This is a genomic window from Streptomyces guryensis (assembly GCF_021261325.1).
Lineage (GTDB): Bacteria > Actinomycetota > Actinomycetes > Streptomycetales > Streptomycetaceae > Streptomyces > Streptomyces guryensis.
In genome coordinates this window covers 166,301-183,963 of record NZ_JAJSBI010000011.1, presented here as the reverse complement: position 1 = coordinate 183,963, position 17,663 = coordinate 166,301, and the positions used below count along the sequence as shown (strand labels likewise).

Sequence of the window (17,663 nt, the reverse complement as noted above, 5' to 3'; positions counted from 1 at the left end):
GGATCGCGGGGACTGGCCAGGTGCCGGTGGGCCCGGGGTAGTGTGCCCCGGTGACCACGCATTCGAACACTCCTGCAGGCTGGTTCCCGGATCCGCACGGAGCGCCCCGGACTCTCCGCTACTGGGACGGCGCCCAGTGGACCGAGCACACCAGCCCGGACCCGGCCGCTCAGCAGGCCCCGGCCGCCCAGCAGGTACCGCAGCAGGCCGCCGGGCCGGACCCGCGTGTGCAGCGTCAGGTGCAGCAGCAGGCCAGGGTCGCCGCCGGCGGCCCCGGCGGCGGCAGCCTGTTCACCGAGCCGGTCCTCGTGGTCAACCAGAAGGCCAAACTGATCGAGGTGACCAACGAGTACAAGGTCATGGATCAGAACGGCAACCAGATCGGCTCGGTGACCGAGGTCGGGCAGAGCACGCTGAAGAAGGTGGCGCGCTTCGTCTCCAGCCTCGACCAGTTCATGACGCACCGGCTGGAGATCCGTGACGCCTACGGCCAGCCGCAGTTGGTGCTGACGCGGCCCGCAAAGGTCTTCAAGTCCCGTGTGCTCGTGTCGCGTCCGGACGGTTCGCCCGTCGGCGAGATCGTCCAGCAGAACATGATCGGGAAGATCAACTTCGCGATGAACGTGGACGGCCGGCAGGTCGGTGCGATCAAGGCGGAGAACTGGCGGGCGTGGAACTTCGCGATCGTCGACCATGCGGACAACGAGGTCGCCCGGATCACGAAGACGTGGGAAGGGCTCGCCAAGACCATGTTCACCACTGCGGACAACTATGTGCTGCAGATTCACTATCAGTTGCCCGAGCCGCTGTTGAGCCTTGTCGTGGCGACGGCATTGACTGTGGATACGGCGCTCAAGCAGGACTCGCGCGGGCTGGGTTAGGGCCGCGGTCGGCGGTTGGCCGGCTGCGGGTGCGTTGTGGCTGGTCGCGTCCCCGCGGCGGAGCCGCATATCGATACAGCCCCGCACCCCTGTGGGGCGCTCCTGGCACCGCCGATCTGCCTAGAGCGGTGTCAGGTGCCCGGGCTCGGCGGACTGCCTTGGCACCAAGGCCGGTTCGGGCGTGGCCGTTTCCGGCTTGAGAGCCAGGACCGCGGCCACCGGGTGTTCCTCGTCGGTCGATGTGATCGGAGCGGGTGTCGCTCGGGTCAGGAGTACGACGCCCCGGGACGCCAGGGCCGCGCCCGCCAGGGCGAGGAGGATGCCCTCCGGGCCGCCGCGGAGGCCCTGGCCCAGGAGGGTGAGGCCGATCAGCGAGGCCGCCACCGGGTTGGAGAGTGTCACCATCGCGAGCTGGGCGCCGAGCCCGCCCCGGTACGCCGTCTGGGAGAGCAGCAGTCCACCGACCGCGAAGGCGGCCACCAGTACCGCCACCAGGACGACCTGGAGGCTCAGTGCGGAGCCCGACCGGTCGGTCGCGGCCACCGTCACGGTCTGGGTGAGTACCGACGCGACGCCCGAGGCGAACCCGGACGCCGTGGCGTGCCGCAGACCCGGCCGGGCACCCGGCCGCGACAGCAGCCCGATCAGGGCGGCCGTGGTCCCCGCCACCGTCAGTGCCTCGGTCAGGCTCAGCACCTGCTGGGGTGCCGATCCGGACGCGGTGACCAGCACGGCGGCCAGCCCGGCCAGGGTCAGCGCGGTGCCTCGCCACTCGGTCGTGCTGACCTTCCGCCCGGCGGCCCGCGCCCCCATCGGCACCGCGGCGACCAGGGTGAGCGCGCCGAGCGGCTGGACGACGGTGAGCGGGCCGTACTTGAGGGCGACGACGTGCAGCAGCGCCGCGCCGGCGTTGAGCCCGACCGACGCCCACCAGGCCCCCGTCCCCAGCAGCCGCAGCGTGCCGGTGCCGGAGCTGCGGGAGGCGAGCCGCTCCTGGGCCACCGCCGCGGCCGCGTAGGCGACGGCGGAGACCAGTGACAGGGCGACGGCGACGAGTGTGGCGGTCATCGGCCCGCTCCTACGAGGACGTGGTCGTCGGCGACGGGTGCGGTGACCGTGCGGTGCGGCGAGCGAAGCGGGATGGGGGTCCCCCCGGACGAGGTCCGGGGGCGGACGAGCGCCAGCGCGGCGCCGAGCATGGCGGTCGCGACGATCGCGTCGAGCCAGTAGTGGTTCGCGGTCCCCACGATGACCAGCAGGGTCACCAGCGGATGCAGCAGCCACAGCCAGCGCCAGCGGGACCGGGTCGCCGCGATCAGACCCACCGCGACCATCAGGGCCCAGCCGAAGTGCAGTGACGGCATCGCCGCGAACTGGTTCGAGAGGTGGTCCGAGGAGGGCGGGCCGTAGACCGACGGCCCGTACACGTGCGCCGTGTCGACCAGGCCCGTGGCCGCCAGCATCCGCGGCGGCGCCAGCGGGAACACGAAGGGCAGCACCAGGGCCGCGGAGGTGACCGTGGCGAGGACCCGGCGGGCCCACACGTAGTGCGCGGGGCGCCGCAGGTAGAGCCAGATCAGGAAGGCCACGGTGGCCGGGAAGTGGACGGTCGCGTAGTAGGTGTTCGCGAGGCGCACCAGCGTGTCGCTGTGCAGCAGTACGGACTGCACCGAGCCCTCGCCGGGCAGATGGAGCGTCCGTTCCAGGTCCCACACGTGCCGCGCGTTGTGCAGGGCTTCGCCGGTGTGGCCGGTCGCCAGTTGGCGGCCGAGCTTGTAGACGAGGAAGAGACCTGCGACGAGCAGGAGCTCACGGACGACCGGAGGCCGCGCTATCGCGTCGGTCTCTTCTTCTGCAGGCTCGGTGCGGGCATTCATCCCCCGGCCCCTTCGCTGACGTGGTGCGTGTGCTGGTACGTGGGTGAGACCCGGGCCGGAGCCCGAACTCATCGGAACGCTTACGTCCCGAAACGAAAGCGTTCCGATACGGCAGTGTACCGATACGGAGCCGTTCCGGTACACTGGCGTATCGATTGAGGTACGACACACTGGATCAGGGGAATAGATCCAGGTGGTGGAGCGGGACCAGAGGGCAAGGGAGAAGAGCAGATGACGTCGCAGGCCGCGGACGGACCGGAGACGGTCGCCGCCTCGCGCCGCTCCAAGATCACGCGCGAGCGTGAGCAGGAGTTCTTCGACGCCGTCCTCGAGCAGATCCGCGAATGCGGATACGAAGCCGTCACCATGGAGGGTGTCGCCGCCAGCACGCGCTGCAGCAAGTCCACGCTGTACCGGCAGTGGAAGACGAAGCCCCAGTTCGTGGTGGCCGCCCTGCGCTCCCGCCGCAAGGCCCGCTTCGAGGGCATCGACACCGGATCGCTCGCGGACGACCTGCGCGAGGCGGCGCGCGCCGTGGGCCGCTGGTCGCTGAACGACACCAAGCTGCTGCAGGCCCTCGGGCACGCCGTCACCCAGGACGCCGACCTCGCCAAGGCGCTGCGGGAGGCGCTCGTCGACCCGGAGATCGCCGCGCTGAAGGAGATCCTCAGGCGCGGGGTGGAGCGCGGCGAGATCACCGCCGACCATCCGGCGCTGGAGTACATCCCGGCGCAGATGTTCGGCGTCGTACGCGCCCGTCCCGTCGTGGACGGCGAGTACGCCGACCCCGACTACCTGGTCCGCTTCGTGGAGGCCGCGGTGCTGCCGGCACTGGGTCTCAGCTGAGAATCAGGCCGCCGTCCATGGGATGACTGGACGGTGACCTGCGCGCGCCGCACCGTGGGGACGGGGGCGGCGCGTACCCCCCGGCCGGGTGGGGCTCCTCTTGAGCGGAGGGGGCCCCACCCGGCCGACCGGTGTCCGGAGCGGTTCACACGTTGTGGCCGTCGCCACCACCGGTCGACACCTTGATGCCCTTGGTGATGTCGTCGATGGCCGACTGCTGCTCGGCGACGTCCACGCCGATGCGGACCACGACGATCTGCGACGGGTTCGCGGGGGAGGGGAAGGCGAGCGACTCGACATAACCGTCCGAGCCCTTGCTGGTCACCGCCTGCCAGCGGACCAGGTAGCCCTTCTGTCCGGCCACGGTGACCGCCTCGGAGTCCAGCACCTTGTGCGAGGTGATCGAGCCGTAGGTGTTGCCGCCGTAGGACTCCTCGGCGTTGGCCTTGATGTCGGCCTTCGCCACCTCCTCGGCGGTGGAGCCCGCGGTCTTGAGGACCGCGGCCGGCGCCGAGTACGCGCTGCCCTTCGTGCAGCTCTTCGAGGTGTCGCCGGGGCACTTGTAGGAGTCGTTGGACGTGATCGACGCGCCCACCGCGATCTGCTGGCCGTACCAGTCGGCCGGGATGGGCAGACTGATCCCGCTGATCGGGTCGGTCACCGAACCGCTCTCGATCTTCGGAGCCCCGGACTGTCCGGGGGCCGGCGACTGGTTCCCACCCGAACCGCCGGAGCCGCCGTTTCCGCCGCCCGGACCGCCCTGACCACCGCCGGTGCCACCCTGGCCGCCGGTGCCGCCCGGCCCCTGCTGCGAGTTGGCGTTGCCGCCCGAACCGTCGCTGCCCGCCAGCGCGTACACACCCACACCGATGCACGCGAGGACCACCACGGCCGCGCCGACGGCAATGCCCGTGTGCAGACCGCGCCGCGGAGCGGCCGGCGGCTGGGCGGGATAGGTCGGATGGTCGGGGTATGCCGCGTAGGCCGGATCGGCCGGCGGGACAGTGCCGGCCGGATCCGCCCCGGCCGTCGGCGTCTGCGCCGGAGGACCCCATACGGCGGCCGACCCCGCGGGCCGGGTCCGGTCCGTCCATGCCTTGCCGTCCCACCAGCGCTCGGTGGCGGGAGCCTCACTTGTCTGCCCGGGGTCGGGATACCACCCGGGAGGAGTCACCTGCGTCATGCCCCCACCGTATGAGGCCTCGGTGAAAGCGGGATGAGAGGATTCCGGCCTCAGGCGATCACCAGCCGTTTCGGCGCCCGTGCGCCCGGCGGCGGCAGCCGCAGCCCGTCACGGCCGGGTGTGATCGAACCGAGCACGCTCGCATGTCGCGCCCCGGTGCTCGCGGGCTCGGTGCCCGCCAGGCCGTGCGCGGTCAGGAACCCGAGCACGGCGAACGCGTACGCCTCCTTCGCGTCCGACGCCAGCCCCAGCTCGTCGGAGGCCCGCAGGGGGATCCCCGGCAGTCGCTGCCCCAGCTTCCCCATGAGCACCGGGTTGCGGACCCCGCCGCCCGAGGCGATCACCTCGGTGGCGCCCACGGTGAGCACCGCGTCCGCGACCGTCCGCGCCGTGAGCGCCGTGAGCGTGGTGACCACGTCCTCGGCCCGGAGCGTCCCGAACCCGGCCAAAGCGTCCCGCAGATAGCCGAGGTGGAACAGTTCCTTGCCCGTCGTCTTGGGCGTCGGCAGCGCGTAGTACGGCTCCTCCAGCAGCCGCCGCAGCAGTGGTTCGTGGACGGTGCCACGTGCCGCCAGCGCGCCGTCGACGTCGTAGGCCATGGTCCCGCCGCTGAACCCCCGTGCCGCCGCGTCGATGAGCGCACATGCGGGCCCGGTGTCGAAGGCCGTGCCGTCGGGGGCGGTGAGGTTGGCGATGCCGCCGAGGTTGAGGGCGACGGGGGTGCCCGGGCGGCCGCGCAGCCACAGCAGGTCGACCAGGCCGACCAAGGGTGCGCCCTGGCCGCCCGCGGCGATGTCCCGCGGCCGGAAGTCGGCCACCACCGGCAGCCCGGTCGCCTCGGCGATCCAGGCGGGCTGTCCGAGCTGCAGCGTGCCGTGCACCTTGCCGCCGTCCGCCCAGTGGTAGACGGTCTGCCCGTGCGAGGCCACCAGCTCGCCCTTTCCCCGGCACAGTTCACGGTCCGCCCGGACGGCCGCCGCGGCGAAGGCCCGCCCGATCCCCGTGTCGAGCCGGCACACCTCCGCAAGCGAGGTGGCACCCGGCGGCAGCGCGGCCGCCAGAGCCTCCCGCAGCTTCTCGTCGTAGGCCTCGCCCACCATCCCCAGCGGCTCCAGTACGAGGCTGTCGCCGTCGAGACTCAGGTCGGCCGCCGCCGCGTCGATGGCGTCACAGGATGTGCCCGACATCAGACCGATCACCCGCATCCGCTCGATCCCGCCTTCCGTTTCGGTGTCGTGTTCAGCGCGAGGAGGCTCACCGCGCACGTCGCCGCCGCGTAGTACCCGGGGATGTCGACGCTCCCCGTCCGGCTGACGGTTTCCGAGATGACGAGCCCGGCGCAGCCCGAGAACACGGCGTTCGAGAGGGCGTGGGCGAGTCCCAGGCCCGTGTAGCGCACGTTCGTGGGGAAGAGCTCCGAGAGCATCGCCGGGCCCGGCCCCGCCATCAGCCCCACCACCGCACCCGCACCGAACACCGCCAAACCCTTCACGGTGTGCGAAGTCCCGGGATCCTGAAGGACGTTGAGCAGCGGAAGGGACAGGAACACCACGAGCAGCGCCCCCGTCGCCATCACCGCCCGCCGCCCCACCCGGCCGCTGAGCAGGCCCGCGGGGACGATCGTGACCGCGAAGCCCAGATCGGCCGACGCGGAGGCGATCAGCGCCTGTTGGAGGCTCGCACCCAGCGTGCTCTGCAGATACGACGGCAGCACGACCAGGAAGGTGTACCCGGCCGCCGCCCAGCCCATGATCCTGGCCGCGCCCAGCGCAATCGCTCCGGCGACCTCGCGGCCGGGCGGGCTCACCGCCGCGGGCGCCCGCCGGAACGCGGGCGTCTCCTCCAACCGCAGCCTCAGCCACAGTGCCGCAAGCCCGAGCGGCAGCGTCAGCAGGAACGGCACCCGCCAGCCCCAGTCCCCAAGCTGCCGCTCGGTGAGCAGGGCCGCAAGCAGCGCCGCCGCCCCCGCACCGGCCAACAGCCCCAGCGCCACCGTGAACGACTGCCACGACCCGTACAGTCCACGCCGCCCGGCGGCGCGAACTCCGTCATCACCGACACCGCCCCACCGAACTCCCCGCCCGCGGACAGCCCCTGAAGAACCCTCAGGAACGTCAGCAGCCACGGAGCCAGGGCCCCGACGGCCGCATACGTGGGCAGTGCGCCGATCAGCGTCGTCGCCACCGTCATCACCACGATCACCAGGATCAATACCGGGCGCCGGCCGATCCGGTCGCCCAGCCGCCCGAACAAGGCGGCCCCCACCGGACGGAAGAAGAACGCCAGCGCGAACGACGCGTACGTCCTCACCAGCGCCTCGGCCGCGCTGCCCCCCTCCGGCGTGAAGAACCGTGCCGCGATCACGGTGGCGAAGTAGCCGTAGACACCGAACTCGTACCACTCGACGAGGTTGCCGACCGAACCCGCCACGAGAGCCCGTACCGCAGACGACCCCCGCACATCCCGGCGTTGTCCGAAAAACAGCGTCATTTCAGCGCCTTTTGACTGTCGGTTACCTTCACACGGGCAGATCACAGGCTTCCTGCGTCGTCTGTCCGCATCCGCTGTCACCCATCACGGCAACACCTACCCGGACCCCCCTCCACTTCTGCAATCGGGCGGCTACGCTCGATGTCTGTACGTCGTTCGGGCGACTTGGGGAGGTAGCGGGATGACGGAGGTCCGGCCCACGGAGGCCGCCTCGGCCTCCCTGTGGGAGCGCGACGAGGAGATCGCCGCCTTGGAGCAGGCGATCGACACGCTGTGCGCCGACCGCTCGTCCTCGGGCAGTCTGCTGGTGGTCCGGGGTGAGGCGGGACTCGGCAAGACCGCCCTGCTGGCCGAGATCCGCCGCATCGCGGAGCGGCGCAACTGCACGGTGTGGTCGGCCCGCGGCGGCGAGACCCTCAGGTCCGTCCCCTTCAACGTGGTACGCCAGTTGCTGCAGCCCGCGCTGGTGTCGCTGATGCCGGAGGAGGCCCGCGAGTACCTCGGCGACTGGTACGACATCGCCGGCCCCGCCCTCGGCATAACGGAACCGGGCGAACGCCAGGCCGACCCGCAGGGCGTCTGCGACGGCCTGGTCGCCGGGGTGCGCCGGCTGGCCCGCCGCGACTGGCCGCTGGTCCTGCTGATCGACGACGCCCACTGGGCAGACCAGGAGACGCTGCGCTGGCTCGCCGCGTTCGCCGGGCGGCTCGACGACCTCTCCGTCCTGGTCGTCGTGGCCCGCCGGCCCGGTGAGGTCAGCGGCGAGAGCGCCCGCCACCTCGAATCGATCGCCGCCGCCTCGGGCCACCCCGACGCCGACCTGAACGCCCTCACCCCGGACGCCACCGCGGGCCTCACCCGCGCCACCCTCGGTGCGCACGCCGACGCCCCGTTCTGCCGCGAGGTCTGGGCCGTCACCGGCGGCAACCCGTACGAGACCGTGGAACTCCTCGCCAGGGTCCAGGACAGCGAGCTGGAGCCGACCGAGAGCGCGGCCGCCGAACTGCGCGCCCTCAACCGCTCGGCCCGCGGCGGCGGCCTCGTCGCACGCCTCGAGGAACTCGGCATCGACGCCACCCGGTTCGCCTGGGCGGCGGCCATCCTCGGCACCGGCATCTCCGTCGACCTGGTCGCCGAGCTCGCCACCATGGAACACGACGACGCGCTGCGCTGCGCCGAACTGCTCCAGGGCGCCCGCATCCTCACCGAACCGGACCCGGCGAACGCCCAGGCCGGCGACGGCGACCTGGAGTTCGTGCACCCGCTGATCGCCACCGCCGTATACAACTCCATCCCGGACGCCCTGCGCACCGCCATGCACGGCATCGCCGCCCAGGTCGTCACGGAGTCCGGACGCGGCGCGGCCATGGCCTCCCGGCACCTCCTGCAGGTGCACCCGGACGACGACGAGGAACTCGTCGAGCAGCTGCGCGAGGCAGCCCGCGAACACCTCGCCGTGGGCGCGCCCGACGCGGCCCGCCGCTGCCTGGAACGCGCCCTGCTGGAACCGCCCCTGCCCGAGGTCCACGCGCGCGTGCTCTACGAACTCGGCTGCGCCACCCTTCTCACCGCGCCCGCCACCACCATCGACCACCTGCAGTCCGCGCTCGGCATGCCCGGCCTCGACGGTGACGAGCGCGTGGACGCCGTCTTCCGTCTCTCCCAGGCCCTCCTCCACAACGACCAGATGGAGGAGGCCGTCCGCACGGTCGAGGCGGAGGCCGCCCGGCACGAGCAGGGGCCCGCCAGGATGCGGCTGCAGGCCGTGCAGTACATGTGGGAGGGCATCTACGCCGGCGAGTCGAACTCACCGGGACGTTCCGAGCGCCTCGCCGATCTCGCCTCGACCTGCACCGGCCGCGACAACTCCGAGCGCGCCCTGCTCATGCTGCGCGGCTTCGACGCCCTGATCCACGGCGAGAACGCAGAGGAGGTCGTCGAACTGTGCGACCGCGCCCTCGTCAACGGCCGCCTCGCACCCGGACTCGGCTGGACCGACACCGAGTGGGGCATCGAACTCCTGCTGATGCTCGCCAACTCCTACACCTACACCGACCGCCTCGACCGCGCCGAGAGCCTCTACAACGAGGCCCTGCGCATCTACGAGTCGGCCGGCTGGAGCGGCGGCCACCTCGCCCTGGCCCACGCGCACGTCGGCGTCGGACACCGCAGGCGCGGCCGGCTCCGGGAAGCCGAGGCGTCCCTGCGCGAGTCGCTGCGCCTCGCCGAGCGCGTCGGCCGCGGACTGCCCCTGTACTGGTGCGTCACCTGCAACCTCGTAGAGGTCCTGCTCGCCCGTGGCCATGTCGACGAGGCCTGGGCGATCGCCGACCAGTACGACTTCGGACCGCCCTACACATCCGCCATGGTGATGCCGGACCCGCGGTCCGTGCGCGGCCGGCTGCTGCTCGCCGTCGGCAGCACCCAGGACGGCATCAACGAACTGGAGGAGGCCGGGAAGGCCGTGGCCGCACGCGGCCACCACAATCCGGTGCTCGTCCCCTGGGCCCTCGACCTCGCCCGGGCCCTCGCCTCTCAGGACCCGGTCCGAGCGGGCCGGCTCGCCGCGGACACCCGCCGGCAGGCCGAGCGGTTCGGTACGGACACCGCCATCGGGGAGGCGCTGCGGTGTGCTGCCGCGCTGGAGACCGGGCAGCGGGCTGTCCGGTTGCTGGCGCAGGCTGTGACGTATCTGGAGGCCTCGCCCTGTCAGTACGAGCATGCGGCGGCCCGTATCGAGTACGGGATCGCCGCGCGGTCTGTCGCTGAGCTGAACCGGGGGTTGGCGCTGGCTCGTTCCTGTGGGGCGGACGGGTTGGTGGCGCAGGCTCAGGAGGTGTTGGAGGGGGGCCTCGGGGTGCGCTGAAGCATCGGCCGCGGGGTGTGCTCAAGAGCTCGGGGCGCGAGGTGGTTCGGCGTCTGCGGGTTGGTTGTGGTTGATCACACCCACGCGGCCGAGCCGCATATCGACACGGCCCCGCGCCCCTACAGGCGCTTACAGCGCCAGGAGTTGGTCGGTGACCGTCGACAGGTGTTTCTGGACCTCGCGGTCGTACGTTTCCGCGTGTGCCCTTGACGGGTTCGTGCCGTCGAAGTAGCGGCCTGAGCCCAGGTCCTGAGTGGCCAGAGCCAGTACGCCCGGTGCTCCGTCCGCGACCGTGTTCCACGGCGTGACTCCGCCCTCGTGGACCATGGCTGTGTCCATGAAGGTGGCCGGGTGCAGGACGTTGACCGCGACTCCGGTGTCCGCCAGCTCCTCGGCCAGGGTGAAGGTGTGGGCCGCGAGGGCGAACTTGGCGCGGCGGTAGGCAGCGAAGCCGTCGTACCGGCGCCTGAACTCGATGTCGTCGAAGTCGAGGGCGTCCTGGCCGACCGAGCCGACGTTGACGATCCGGGAAGGCGTGTTCGCGCGCAGCACCGGGAGCAGGGCGCGGGTGAGCACGACCGGTGCCAAGTAGTTCACGGCCAGGCGCAGTTCGTGGCCGTCGGCGCTCAGTTCGCGTCCGGCGCCGGGAGCGCCCGCTCCGACGCCCGCGTTGTTGACCAGGACATCGAGGTCGGGGTGGGCGTCGGCGACGTGACCGCCCAGCTCGCGCACCTGCGCCAGTGAGGCGAGGTCGGCGACGAAGCCTTCCGCGTCGCCCTCGGTGCGCAGCTCCTCGACCAGCTGCTCCGTACGGCCGGGATCGCGGCCGTGAGCGAGGACGACGTGTCCGGAGCGGACCAGCTCGAAGGCGACGTAGCGGCCGAGGCCGGAGGTGGCGCCGGTGATCAGAATGGTGGACATGCCTCCACCGTAGGCACGCGAGGGAGGCATGTGCGAGGTGCTGCTGAAGCTACGACCAGCAGGGTCACCCTCAGACCGCGTCCTCCTCCGCCAGTACCCGCTGGGCCGCCGCGAACGCCGAGTTCGCCGCCGGGACCCCGCAGTACACGGCCGTCTGCAGCAGTACGGCGCCGATCTCCTCGGGGGTGAGCCCGTTGCGCCGGGCCGCCCGCACATGCATGGCCAACTCGTCGTAGTGCCCGTGGGCGACCAGAGCCGTCAGCGTGATCATGCTGCGTTCGCGGCGGCTGAGCGTCGGGTCGGTCCAGATCTCGCCCCAGGCATAGCGCGAGATGAAGTCCTGGAAGCGGGCGGTGAAGGGCGTCTGCCGGGCCTGCGCCCGGTCCACGTGCGAGTTGCCGAGCACCTCCCGCCGTACCTCCATCCCGCGCTTGGCACCCCCGCCGAGGTGCGTACGCAGGGCTGTCAGCACGGCCTCCGGGCACTGTGCGGGCGCCAGATGTGCGGCGTGCGGAAGCTCGACGAGCGCGGAACCCGCCACGGCGTCCGCGATCTCCCGCAGATGCGGTGGCGGAGTGGCCCTGTCCTCGCGCCCGGCGATCAGCAGTGTGCGCACGGAGATCTCCGGGAGCCGGTCGCGCAGGTCGAAGGCGGCCAGTGCGTCACAGCAGGCGGCGTACGCCTCGGGGTCGGCTTCCGCCTGGTCCCGCACCAGCTCCGGCACGGTGAAGCCGGGCGTGAACCAGCGGGCGTCGGCACTCGCCACCAGGGAGCCCAGCCCCTCGCGCCGCACCAGCTCGGCCCGCTCCTCCCACGGCTTCGCCCCGTCGAAGTGCGCCGACGAGCAGATCACGGCCAGCGACGACACCCGTTCCGGGTGGTGCAGAGCGAGGTGCAGACCGACAGCCCCGCCGAGCGACACGCCCGCGTACGCGAACCGCTCGACGCCCAGCGAGTCGGCGAGCGCGAGCACCAGGTCGGCGAGGTCACCGACGGTCGCGCCGGGACCGATCAGGCCGGGCGCGGACCCGCCGTGCCCCGGCAGGTCCCAGCGGACGACCCGGTGGGTGATGGACAGCTCGGGTGCCACCTTGTCCCACAGTGCGTACGACGTCCCGAGCGAGGGCCCGAGCAGCAGCGGGGGAGCGGAAGCGGGCCCCTCGGTACGGTGGTTGAGGAGTTTCTCGGTCAACGTCGCTCCAGGGAACGGTCGGTGAGGACTCCGGCGGAGCCGGTGTAACGGGCGGGATCGGCGAGTTCGTGGACGTTGACGTCCTTCAACTCGGGCTCGTCGGCGAGTAGTTCGGCCAGCGGGCGGCCCTCGGTGTGGGTGCGCCGGGCGAGATCCGTGAGCAGGGCCTTGGCGCGGGCGCGGCCGAGCACGGGGGCCAGCTCCGCGGACAGCCGCTCGGAGACGATCAACCCGTGGGTGAGGCCCAGGTGTTCCCGCATGGTGTCCGCGTCGACCCGCAGTCCTTCGGCCAGTTCGGCGGCGTCGCGGGCGGCACCGCCGACCACCCGCAGCAGATCCCGGAGCGGCTCCCACTCGGCGTGCCAGGCCCCGGCCGGGCGCTCGTCCTCGGCGGCCAGTGATCCGTACAGCGTGGCCGCGAGCTGCGGAGCCCGCCGGGCCGCGGCCGCGATCAGCGTGGACCGCATGGGGTTCGCCTTGTGCGGCATGGCCGAAGAGCCGCCGCCACTGCCCTCCGTGACCTCGGCGATCTCCGTACGGCCGAGGACCAGCACGTCCGCGGCCGCCTTGCCCAGCGCCCCGGCCGCGAAGGCCAGGCATCCGGCGAGATCGGCGATCGGCGTGCGCAGGGTGTGCCAGGGCAGGAGCGGTTCGCGGAGCGCGATTTCGCGGGCGTAGGCCGCCGTCAGGGCCTGCGTGTCCTGGGCGCCGTACACGGTGAAGGCCGCCAACGTCCCTGCCGCGCCGCCGAGTTGGGCGGGCAGCGAGTCGCGTACGGCGCTGATCCGGTCCCGTGCGTCGAGGACGAGCGAGCGCCAGCCGGCCGCCTTCAGCCCGAAGGTAGTCGGTACGGCGTGCTGCGTGAGCGTCCGTCCGGGCATCGCGGTGTCACGATGGTCCGATGCCAGCCTGGCGAGCGCCCGTTCGGTGCGGCCCAGGTCGGCGAGGACGAGGTCCAGGGTGCGCACGGCGACCAGCATCGTCGCCGTGTCCATGATGTCCTGGCTGGTCGCGCCCCGGTGGACGTAGGGCCCGTACTCCTCGCCGACCGCCTTCGTCAGGTCGGCGACCAGGGGGATGACCGGGTTGCCGCCGCCGCGGGCGCGCCCGGCGAGGGAACGTACGTCGAAACGGGTGGCGTCGGCCGCCTCGGTCACCGCGGCCGCCGCTTCGGCCGGAGCGAGGCCGAGGGCGGCCTGGGCCCGGGTGAGGGCGGCCTCCGCGTCGAGCAGAGCCTGCAGAAAGGCCGCGTCGCCGGTCGCTGAGGCGGCGGGGGAGTCTGCCCACCCGGGGGCGAGCAGGCCGGTGTCGTCGGCACCGACAGAAGTCACTGGAACTCCAGGAAGACCGTCTCGCCTTCGCCCTGAAGGCGGATGTCGAAACGGTATGTGCCCTTGCCGTCGTCCTTCGCGATCAGCGTGCCGCGTCGCGCCTCCGGCACCTGGGACAGCACCGGATCCGCGGCGAGCGCCGCCTCGTCACCCGGCAGATAGATCCGGGTGAACAGGTGCACCAGCAGCCCGCGCGCGAACACGCACACGCTGAGGTACGGCGCACTCCGCCCGCGCGCGCCGGGCCGCAGCGTCCGCGCGTACCAGTGGCCGTTGGCGTCCGTCTGGATGCGCCCCCAGCCGGTGAACTCCACACCGTTGCGGCCCAGATAGCCGCCGCTCGACGGGTCGCGCCGGATCGAACCGTCCACCTGCGGGATGTTGCCGTCGGGGTCGGCGCCCCACAGCTCCACGAAGGCGTCCGGCAGCGGGTTGCCCTCGCCGTCGTACACATATCCCTGGACGGTGATCGTGTCCGGGTGGCCGACCGGCGCGATGTCGCCGCCGCCGGGGAAGGGCAGGGCGTGGCCGTAGAAGGGGCCGACCGTGTGCGACGGGGTCGGGAGCACGGTCTCCGGGCGGCTTGTGTCGATCTTCGTCATGGCAGCTCAGCGCCCTTCTTCGATCCAGGTGGCGTGCGGCCCGTCGAGCACGATGTCCCAGTGGTAGCCCATCGAGAACTCCGGCACGGACAGGTTGTGGTCGTACGTGGCGACCAGCCGCTGCCGGGCCGCGTCGTCCGTCACCGACTGGATGATCGGGTCGTACGGGAACAGCGGGTCGCTCGGGAAGTACATCTGCGTCACGAGCCGCTGCGTGAACGCCGTGCCGAAGAGCGAGAAGTGGATGTGCGCCGGCCGCCAGGCGTTGAGATGCTGACGCCACGGGTACGGGCCCGGCTGCACGGTGGTGAAGTGGTAATGCCCGTCGTCGTCGGTCAGTGTGCGGCCGACGCCGGTGAAGTTCGGGTCCAGCGGGGCGTCGTGCTGTTCGCGCTGGTGGGCGTAGCGGCCCGCCGAGTTGGCCTGCCAGACCTCGACCAGCTGACCGCGGATCGGGCGTCCGTCCCGGTCCAGCAGCCGGCCGGAGACGGTGATGCGCTCACCGATCGGCTCGCCGGTGTGCTGCTTGGTGAGGTCGTTGTCGATCTCGGTGATGTCGCGCTCGCCGAAGGCGGGGGAGTGCAGCTCCACCAGCTCCGGGTCCTTCGTCACGTCGATGGTGATCGGCGGCTGCTTGGGGTGACGCAGGACGGAGGAGCGGTACGGTGCGTAGTCGCGGCGCGGCTGGTGCTCGACGGGCGCTCCGTCGGCGATCCGCTTCTCGTACGCGGCGTGCTCGGCAGCGATCTCCTGGTCGATGTCTTGCTGGGTGAGAGTCATGGCGTTCCCGGGGTTTCTGGCGGTCTCGTCGAAGTCGGGCGCTTGCCGCGCCCCGTGAGGGGCGCGGGGCTGCGCGTTCAGCGTTCGAGGACGAGGGCGAGGCCCTGGCCGACGCCGATGCAGAGGGTGGCGACGCCCGTGCCGGACCCGCGGGCCGCGAGTTGGTGGGCGACGGTGCCGGCGAGGCGGGCACCGGAGGCGCCGAGGGGGTGGCCCAGGGCGATGGCGCCGCCCCGCGGGTTGAGGATCGCGGGGTCGAACTCGGGCCACTCGGCGACGCAGCCCAGCACCTGGGCGGCGAAGGCCTCGTTCAGCTCCAGCACGGACAGGTCGGCGAAGGTCCTGCCCGCCTTGGTCAGGGCCCGGTTGACGGCCTCGACCGGGGCGAGGCCGAAGTAGTGCGGGTCGAGGGCGTTCACGCCGGTCGCGGAGATGCGGGCCAGGGGTTCGCGGCCGACCGCTTTGAGGCCCTCCTCGTCCACCAGCAGCAGCGCGGCGGCGCCGTCGTTGAGCGGCGAGGCGTTGCCCGCGGTGACCGTGCCGTCGTCCGTGCGGAAGGACGGCTTCAGCCTGGCCATCGCCGCGAGGGAGGCGTCCGGCCGTACGCACTCGTCGGCGGCGATGACGACCGGGTCGCCCTTGCGCTGCGGGACCGGCACCGGCGCCAACTCGGCCTCGAACAAGCCCTGTTGCTGCGCTGTGGCGGCCTTTTGATGGGAGGCGAGGGCGAACTCGTCCTGCTGCTCGCGGGTGATCTTGTGCTTGTCGGCGATCAGTTCCGCGGACTCACCGAGCGGGATGGTCCACTGCGGGTCCATCCGCGGGTTGACCATGCGCCAGCCCAGCGTGGTGGAGTACAGCTCGGTGTGGGCGGCGGGGAACGGCCTGTCGTTCTTGGGCAGGACGTACGGCGCCCTCGTCATCGACTCGACGCCACCCGCTACGGCGATCGAGGCGTCGCCGACGGCGATCGCGCGGCCGGCCTGGACGACCGCCTCCAACCCCGACGCGCACAGCCGGTTGACGGTCACCCCGGGCACGGAGGTCGGCAGCCCCGCGAGCAGGGCGGCCATGCGGGCGACGTTGCGGTTCTCCTCGCCCGCCCCGTTCGCGTTGCCGACGTAGACGTCCTCGATCCGGGAGGGGTCCAACTGCGGTGTCCGGGCCAGGAGTTCACGGATGGCGTGGGCGGCCAGGTCGTCCGGGCGTACCGCAGCGAGAGCGCCGTTGTAGCGGCCGATCGGGGTGCGCACCGCGTCGACGATGTACACGTCCTTCATGACTGGATCTCCTCCGGGATGCGTACCTTGGCGGCCGTCTTCGCCACGATCTCCTCGGTCGTCACACCCGGCGCGGTCTCCACCAGCACCAGGCCCTCCTCGGTGACGTCCAGGACAGCCAGGTCGGTGATGACCCGGTTCACACATGCCCTGCCGGTCAGCGGCAGCGCACACTCCTCAAGGATCTTCGGAGAGCCGTCCTTGGCCGTGTGCGTCATGACGACGATGACCGTGCGGGCCCCGTGCACCAGGTCCATCGCCCCGCCGATCCCCGTGATCAGCTTCCCGGGAATCGCCCAGTTCGCCAGATCCCCCGCGGCGGAGACCTGCATCGCACCCAGCACCGCGACGTCGATGTGCCCGCCCCGGATCATCGAGAACGACAACGCCGAGTCGAAGAAGGACGCCCCGGGCAGGACCGTGACGGTCTCCTTGCCGGCGTTGATCAGGTCCGGGTCGACGGCGTCCTCGGCCGGGTAGGGACCGGTGCCCAGGATGCCGTTCTCCGACTCCAGGACCACCTCCACCCCCGCCGGAAGATAGTTCGGGATCAGCGTCGGCAGCCCGATGCCGAGATTCACGTACTGCCCGTCCTGAAGCTCACGCGCCGCCCGCGCGGCCATCTGCTCACGACTCCAGGCCATCAGCTGCTCACCGTCCGCTGCTCGATCTTCTTGTCCGCGGCCTGCTCCGGGCTCAGTGCGACGACGCGCTGCACGAAGATGCCCGGCAGGTGCACCGCGTCCGGGTCGATCTCGCCGGGCTCGACGAGTTCCTCGACCTCGGCGATCGTCACCCGCCCGGCCATCGCGGCGAGGGGGTTGAAGTTGCGGGTGGACTTGTTGAACACCAGGTTCCCGTGCCGGTCGCCCTTCGCCGCCCGCACCAGCGCGAAGTCGGTGCGGATGCCCCGCTCCAGCACGTACTCCGTGCCGTCGAACTCGCGCACCTCCTTCGGCGGCGACGCCAGCGCCACCCCACCGGAGCCGTCGTAGCGCCAGGGCAGCCCGCCGTCCGCGACCTGCGTGCCCACCCCGGCCGGCGTGAAGAACGCCGGGATCCCGGCTCCGCCCGCCCGCAGCCGCTCCGCCAGCGTGCCCTGCGGAATCAGCTCCACCTCCAGCTCCCCGGCCAGATACTGCCGCGCGAACTCCTTGTTCGCCCCGATGTACGACCCGGTCACCCGCGCGATCCGACCCGCCGCCAGCAGTACCGCCAGCCCCGACTCCATCGCACCGCAGTTGTTGGACACCACCGACAGGCCGCCCACCCCCCGCTCGTACAACGCCCCGATCAGCACGTTCGGCACACCACTGAGCCCGAACCCGCCGACCGCCAGCGACGCGCCCTCCGGCACATCGGCCACCGCCTCCCCGGCCGTGGCGACCACCTTGTCCATCCGTGAAGCCCCATC

15 protein-coding genes and 1 pseudogene are annotated in these 17,663 nt (G+C 71.9%); 3 read left to right on the top strand and 13 right to left on the bottom strand.

What is annotated here, in order from left to right; genetic code table 11:
• Positions 1-50: 50 nt before the first annotated feature.
• On the top strand, positions 51-881 hold the full coding sequence (locus tag LJ657_RS23060; protein WP_232650628.1) for an LURP-one-related family protein: 831 nt from the start codon (positions 51-53) through the stop codon (positions 879-881).
• A 120-nt stretch (positions 882-1,001) separates the two neighbouring features.
• On the opposite strand, the gene LJ657_RS23055 is transcribed toward LJ657_RS23060, so the two are convergent.
• Positions 1,002-1,949 (bottom strand): DMT family protein, encoded by a 948-nt coding sequence (locus LJ657_RS23055; protein ID WP_232650627.1) that lies wholly within the window; start codon positions 1,947-1,949, stop codon positions 1,002-1,004.
• Positions 1,946-2,758, bottom strand: coding sequence for a phosphatase PAP2 family protein (locus tag LJ657_RS23050; RefSeq protein WP_232650626.1), 813 nt, complete (start codon positions 2,756-2,758; stop codon positions 1,946-1,948). Before LJ657_RS23050 ends, LJ657_RS23055 begins: the two co-directional genes overlap by 4 nt.
• A gap of 231 nt (positions 2,759-2,989) precedes the next feature.
• Here LJ657_RS23050 and LJ657_RS23045 point away from each other — a divergent pair, with 231 nt between their 5' ends.
• On the top strand, positions 2,990-3,604 hold the full coding sequence (locus tag LJ657_RS23045) for a TetR/AcrR family transcriptional regulator (RefSeq protein ID WP_232650625.1): 615 nt from the start codon (positions 2,990-2,992) through the stop codon (positions 3,602-3,604).
• Between the two features lie 145 nt (positions 3,605-3,749).
• Here LJ657_RS23045 and LJ657_RS23040 read toward each other — a convergent pair whose 3' ends face one another.
• From LJ657_RS23040 to LJ657_RS23030, 3 genes and pseudogenes are all read right to left on the bottom strand, one after another.
• Positions 3,750-4,787, bottom strand: a complete 1,038-nt coding sequence (locus tag LJ657_RS23040; protein ID WP_232650624.1) for a DUF2510 domain-containing protein — start codon at positions 4,785-4,787, stop codon at positions 3,750-3,752.
• A gap of 50 nt (positions 4,788-4,837) precedes the next feature.
• On the bottom strand, positions 4,838-5,992 hold the full coding sequence (locus LJ657_RS23035; RefSeq protein WP_232650623.1) for an anhydro-N-acetylmuramic acid kinase: 1,155 nt from the start codon (positions 5,990-5,992) through the stop codon (positions 4,838-4,840).
• A pseudogene (locus tag LJ657_RS23030) lies at positions 5,983-7,277 on the bottom strand (MFS transporter). Before LJ657_RS23030 ends, LJ657_RS23035 begins: the two are co-directional and overlap by 10 nt.
• 181 nt (positions 7,278-7,458) lie before the next feature.
• Here LJ657_RS23030 and LJ657_RS23025 point away from each other — a divergent pair.
• A complete protein-coding gene (locus tag LJ657_RS23025) occupies positions 7,459-10,143 on the top strand; it encodes an ATP-binding protein (RefSeq protein ID WP_232650622.1) in 2,685 nt (894 codons plus the stop codon).
• A gap of 129 nt (positions 10,144-10,272) precedes the next feature.
• Here the strand turns inward: LJ657_RS23025 and LJ657_RS23020 are convergent, their stop codons facing one another.
• The 8 genes from LJ657_RS23020 to LJ657_RS22985 all read right to left on the bottom strand — a co-directional run bounded on the left by LJ657_RS23020 (position 10,273) and on the right by LJ657_RS22985 (position 17,648).
• The gene (locus tag LJ657_RS23020) at positions 10,273-11,064 is read right to left on the bottom strand and encodes an SDR family NAD(P)-dependent oxidoreductase (RefSeq protein WP_232650621.1); all 792 of its coding nucleotides are present in this window, start codon (positions 11,062-11,064) and stop codon (positions 10,273-10,275) included.
• Positions 11,065-11,134: 70 nt separating this feature from the next.
• Entirely contained in the window at positions 11,135-12,256 is a 1,122-nt protein-coding gene (gene pcaDC / locus LJ657_RS23015; protein ID WP_232650620.1) for a bifunctional 3-oxoadipate enol-lactonase/4-carboxymuconolactone decarboxylase PcaDC, read from the bottom strand.
• Positions 12,253-13,587, bottom strand: a complete 1,335-nt coding sequence (gene pcaB / locus LJ657_RS23010) for a 3-carboxy-cis,cis-muconate cycloisomerase (protein ID WP_232650619.1) — start codon at positions 13,585-13,587, stop codon at positions 12,253-12,255. Before pcaB ends, pcaDC begins: the two co-directional genes overlap by 4 nt.
• Positions 13,584-14,189, bottom strand: coding sequence for a protocatechuate 3,4-dioxygenase subunit alpha (pcaG, locus tag LJ657_RS23005; protein ID WP_232650618.1), 606 nt, complete (start codon positions 14,187-14,189; stop codon positions 13,584-13,586). Before pcaG ends, pcaB begins: the two co-directional genes overlap by 4 nt.
• A 6-nt stretch (positions 14,190-14,195) precedes the next feature.
• On the bottom strand, positions 14,196-14,969 hold the full coding sequence (gene pcaH, locus LJ657_RS23000; protein WP_232650617.1) for a protocatechuate 3,4-dioxygenase subunit beta: 774 nt from the start codon (positions 14,967-14,969) through the stop codon (positions 14,196-14,198).
• 77 nt (positions 14,970-15,046) lie between these two features.
• On the bottom strand, positions 15,047-16,249 hold the full coding sequence (locus tag LJ657_RS22995) for a thiolase family protein (RefSeq protein WP_232650616.1): 1,203 nt from the start codon (positions 16,247-16,249) through the stop codon (positions 15,047-15,049).
• Positions 16,246-16,893 (bottom strand): CoA transferase subunit B, encoded by a 648-nt coding sequence (locus tag LJ657_RS22990; protein ID WP_232650615.1) that lies wholly within the window; start codon positions 16,891-16,893, stop codon positions 16,246-16,248. The genes LJ657_RS22995 and LJ657_RS22990 overlap by 4 nt, the downstream gene beginning before the upstream one ends.
• Positions 16,893-17,648: a CoA transferase subunit A gene (locus LJ657_RS22985; protein ID WP_232650614.1), complete on the bottom strand. Its 756-nt coding sequence runs from the start codon at positions 17,646-17,648 to the stop codon at positions 16,893-16,895. Before LJ657_RS22985 ends, LJ657_RS22990 begins: the two co-directional genes overlap by 1 nt.
• Positions 17,649-17,663: the final 15 nt, after the last annotated feature.

Bases quoted from the DNA above. Each gene is read 5' to 3' on its own strand.
- LJ657_RS23055 (WP_232650627.1), bottom strand. From the start codon at position 1,949: ATGACCGCCACACTCGTCGCCGTCGCCCTGTCACTGGTCTCCGCCGTC.
- pcaH (WP_232650617.1), bottom strand. From the start codon at position 14,969: ATGACTCTCACCCAGCAAGACATCGACCAGGAGATCGCTGCCGAGCAC.
- LJ657_RS22990 (WP_232650615.1), bottom strand. From the start codon at position 16,893: ATGGCCTGGAGTCGTGAGCAGATGGCCGCGCGGGCGGCGCGTGAGCTT.
- LJ657_RS23045 (WP_232650625.1), top strand. From the start codon at position 2,990: ATGACGTCGCAGGCCGCGGACGGACCGGAGACGGTCGCCGCCTCGCGC.
- pcaG (WP_232650618.1), bottom strand. From the start codon at position 14,189: ATGACGAAGATCGACACAAGCCGCCCGGAGACCGTGCTCCCGACCCCG.
- LJ657_RS23025 (WP_232650622.1), top strand. From the start codon at position 7,459: ATGACGGAGGTCCGGCCCACGGAGGCCGCCTCGGCCTCCCTGTGGGAG.
- LJ657_RS23040 (WP_232650624.1), bottom strand. From the start codon at position 4,787: ATGACGCAGGTGACTCCTCCCGGGTGGTATCCCGACCCCGGGCAGACA.
- LJ657_RS23050 (WP_232650626.1), bottom strand. From the start codon at position 2,758: ATGAATGCCCGCACCGAGCCTGCAGAAGAAGAGACCGACGCGATAGCG.
- LJ657_RS22985 (WP_232650614.1), bottom strand. From the start codon at position 17,648: ATGGACAAGGTGGTCGCCACGGCCGGGGAGGCGGTGGCCGATGTGCCG.
- LJ657_RS23035 (WP_232650623.1), bottom strand. From the start codon at position 5,992: ATGCGGGTGATCGGTCTGATGTCGGGCACATCCTGTGACGCCATCGAC.
- LJ657_RS23020 (WP_232650621.1), bottom strand. From the start codon at position 11,064: ATGTCCACCATTCTGATCACCGGCGCCACCTCCGGCCTCGGCCGCTAC.
- LJ657_RS22995 (WP_232650616.1), bottom strand. From the start codon at position 16,249: ATGAAGGACGTGTACATCGTCGACGCGGTGCGCACCCCGATCGGCCGC.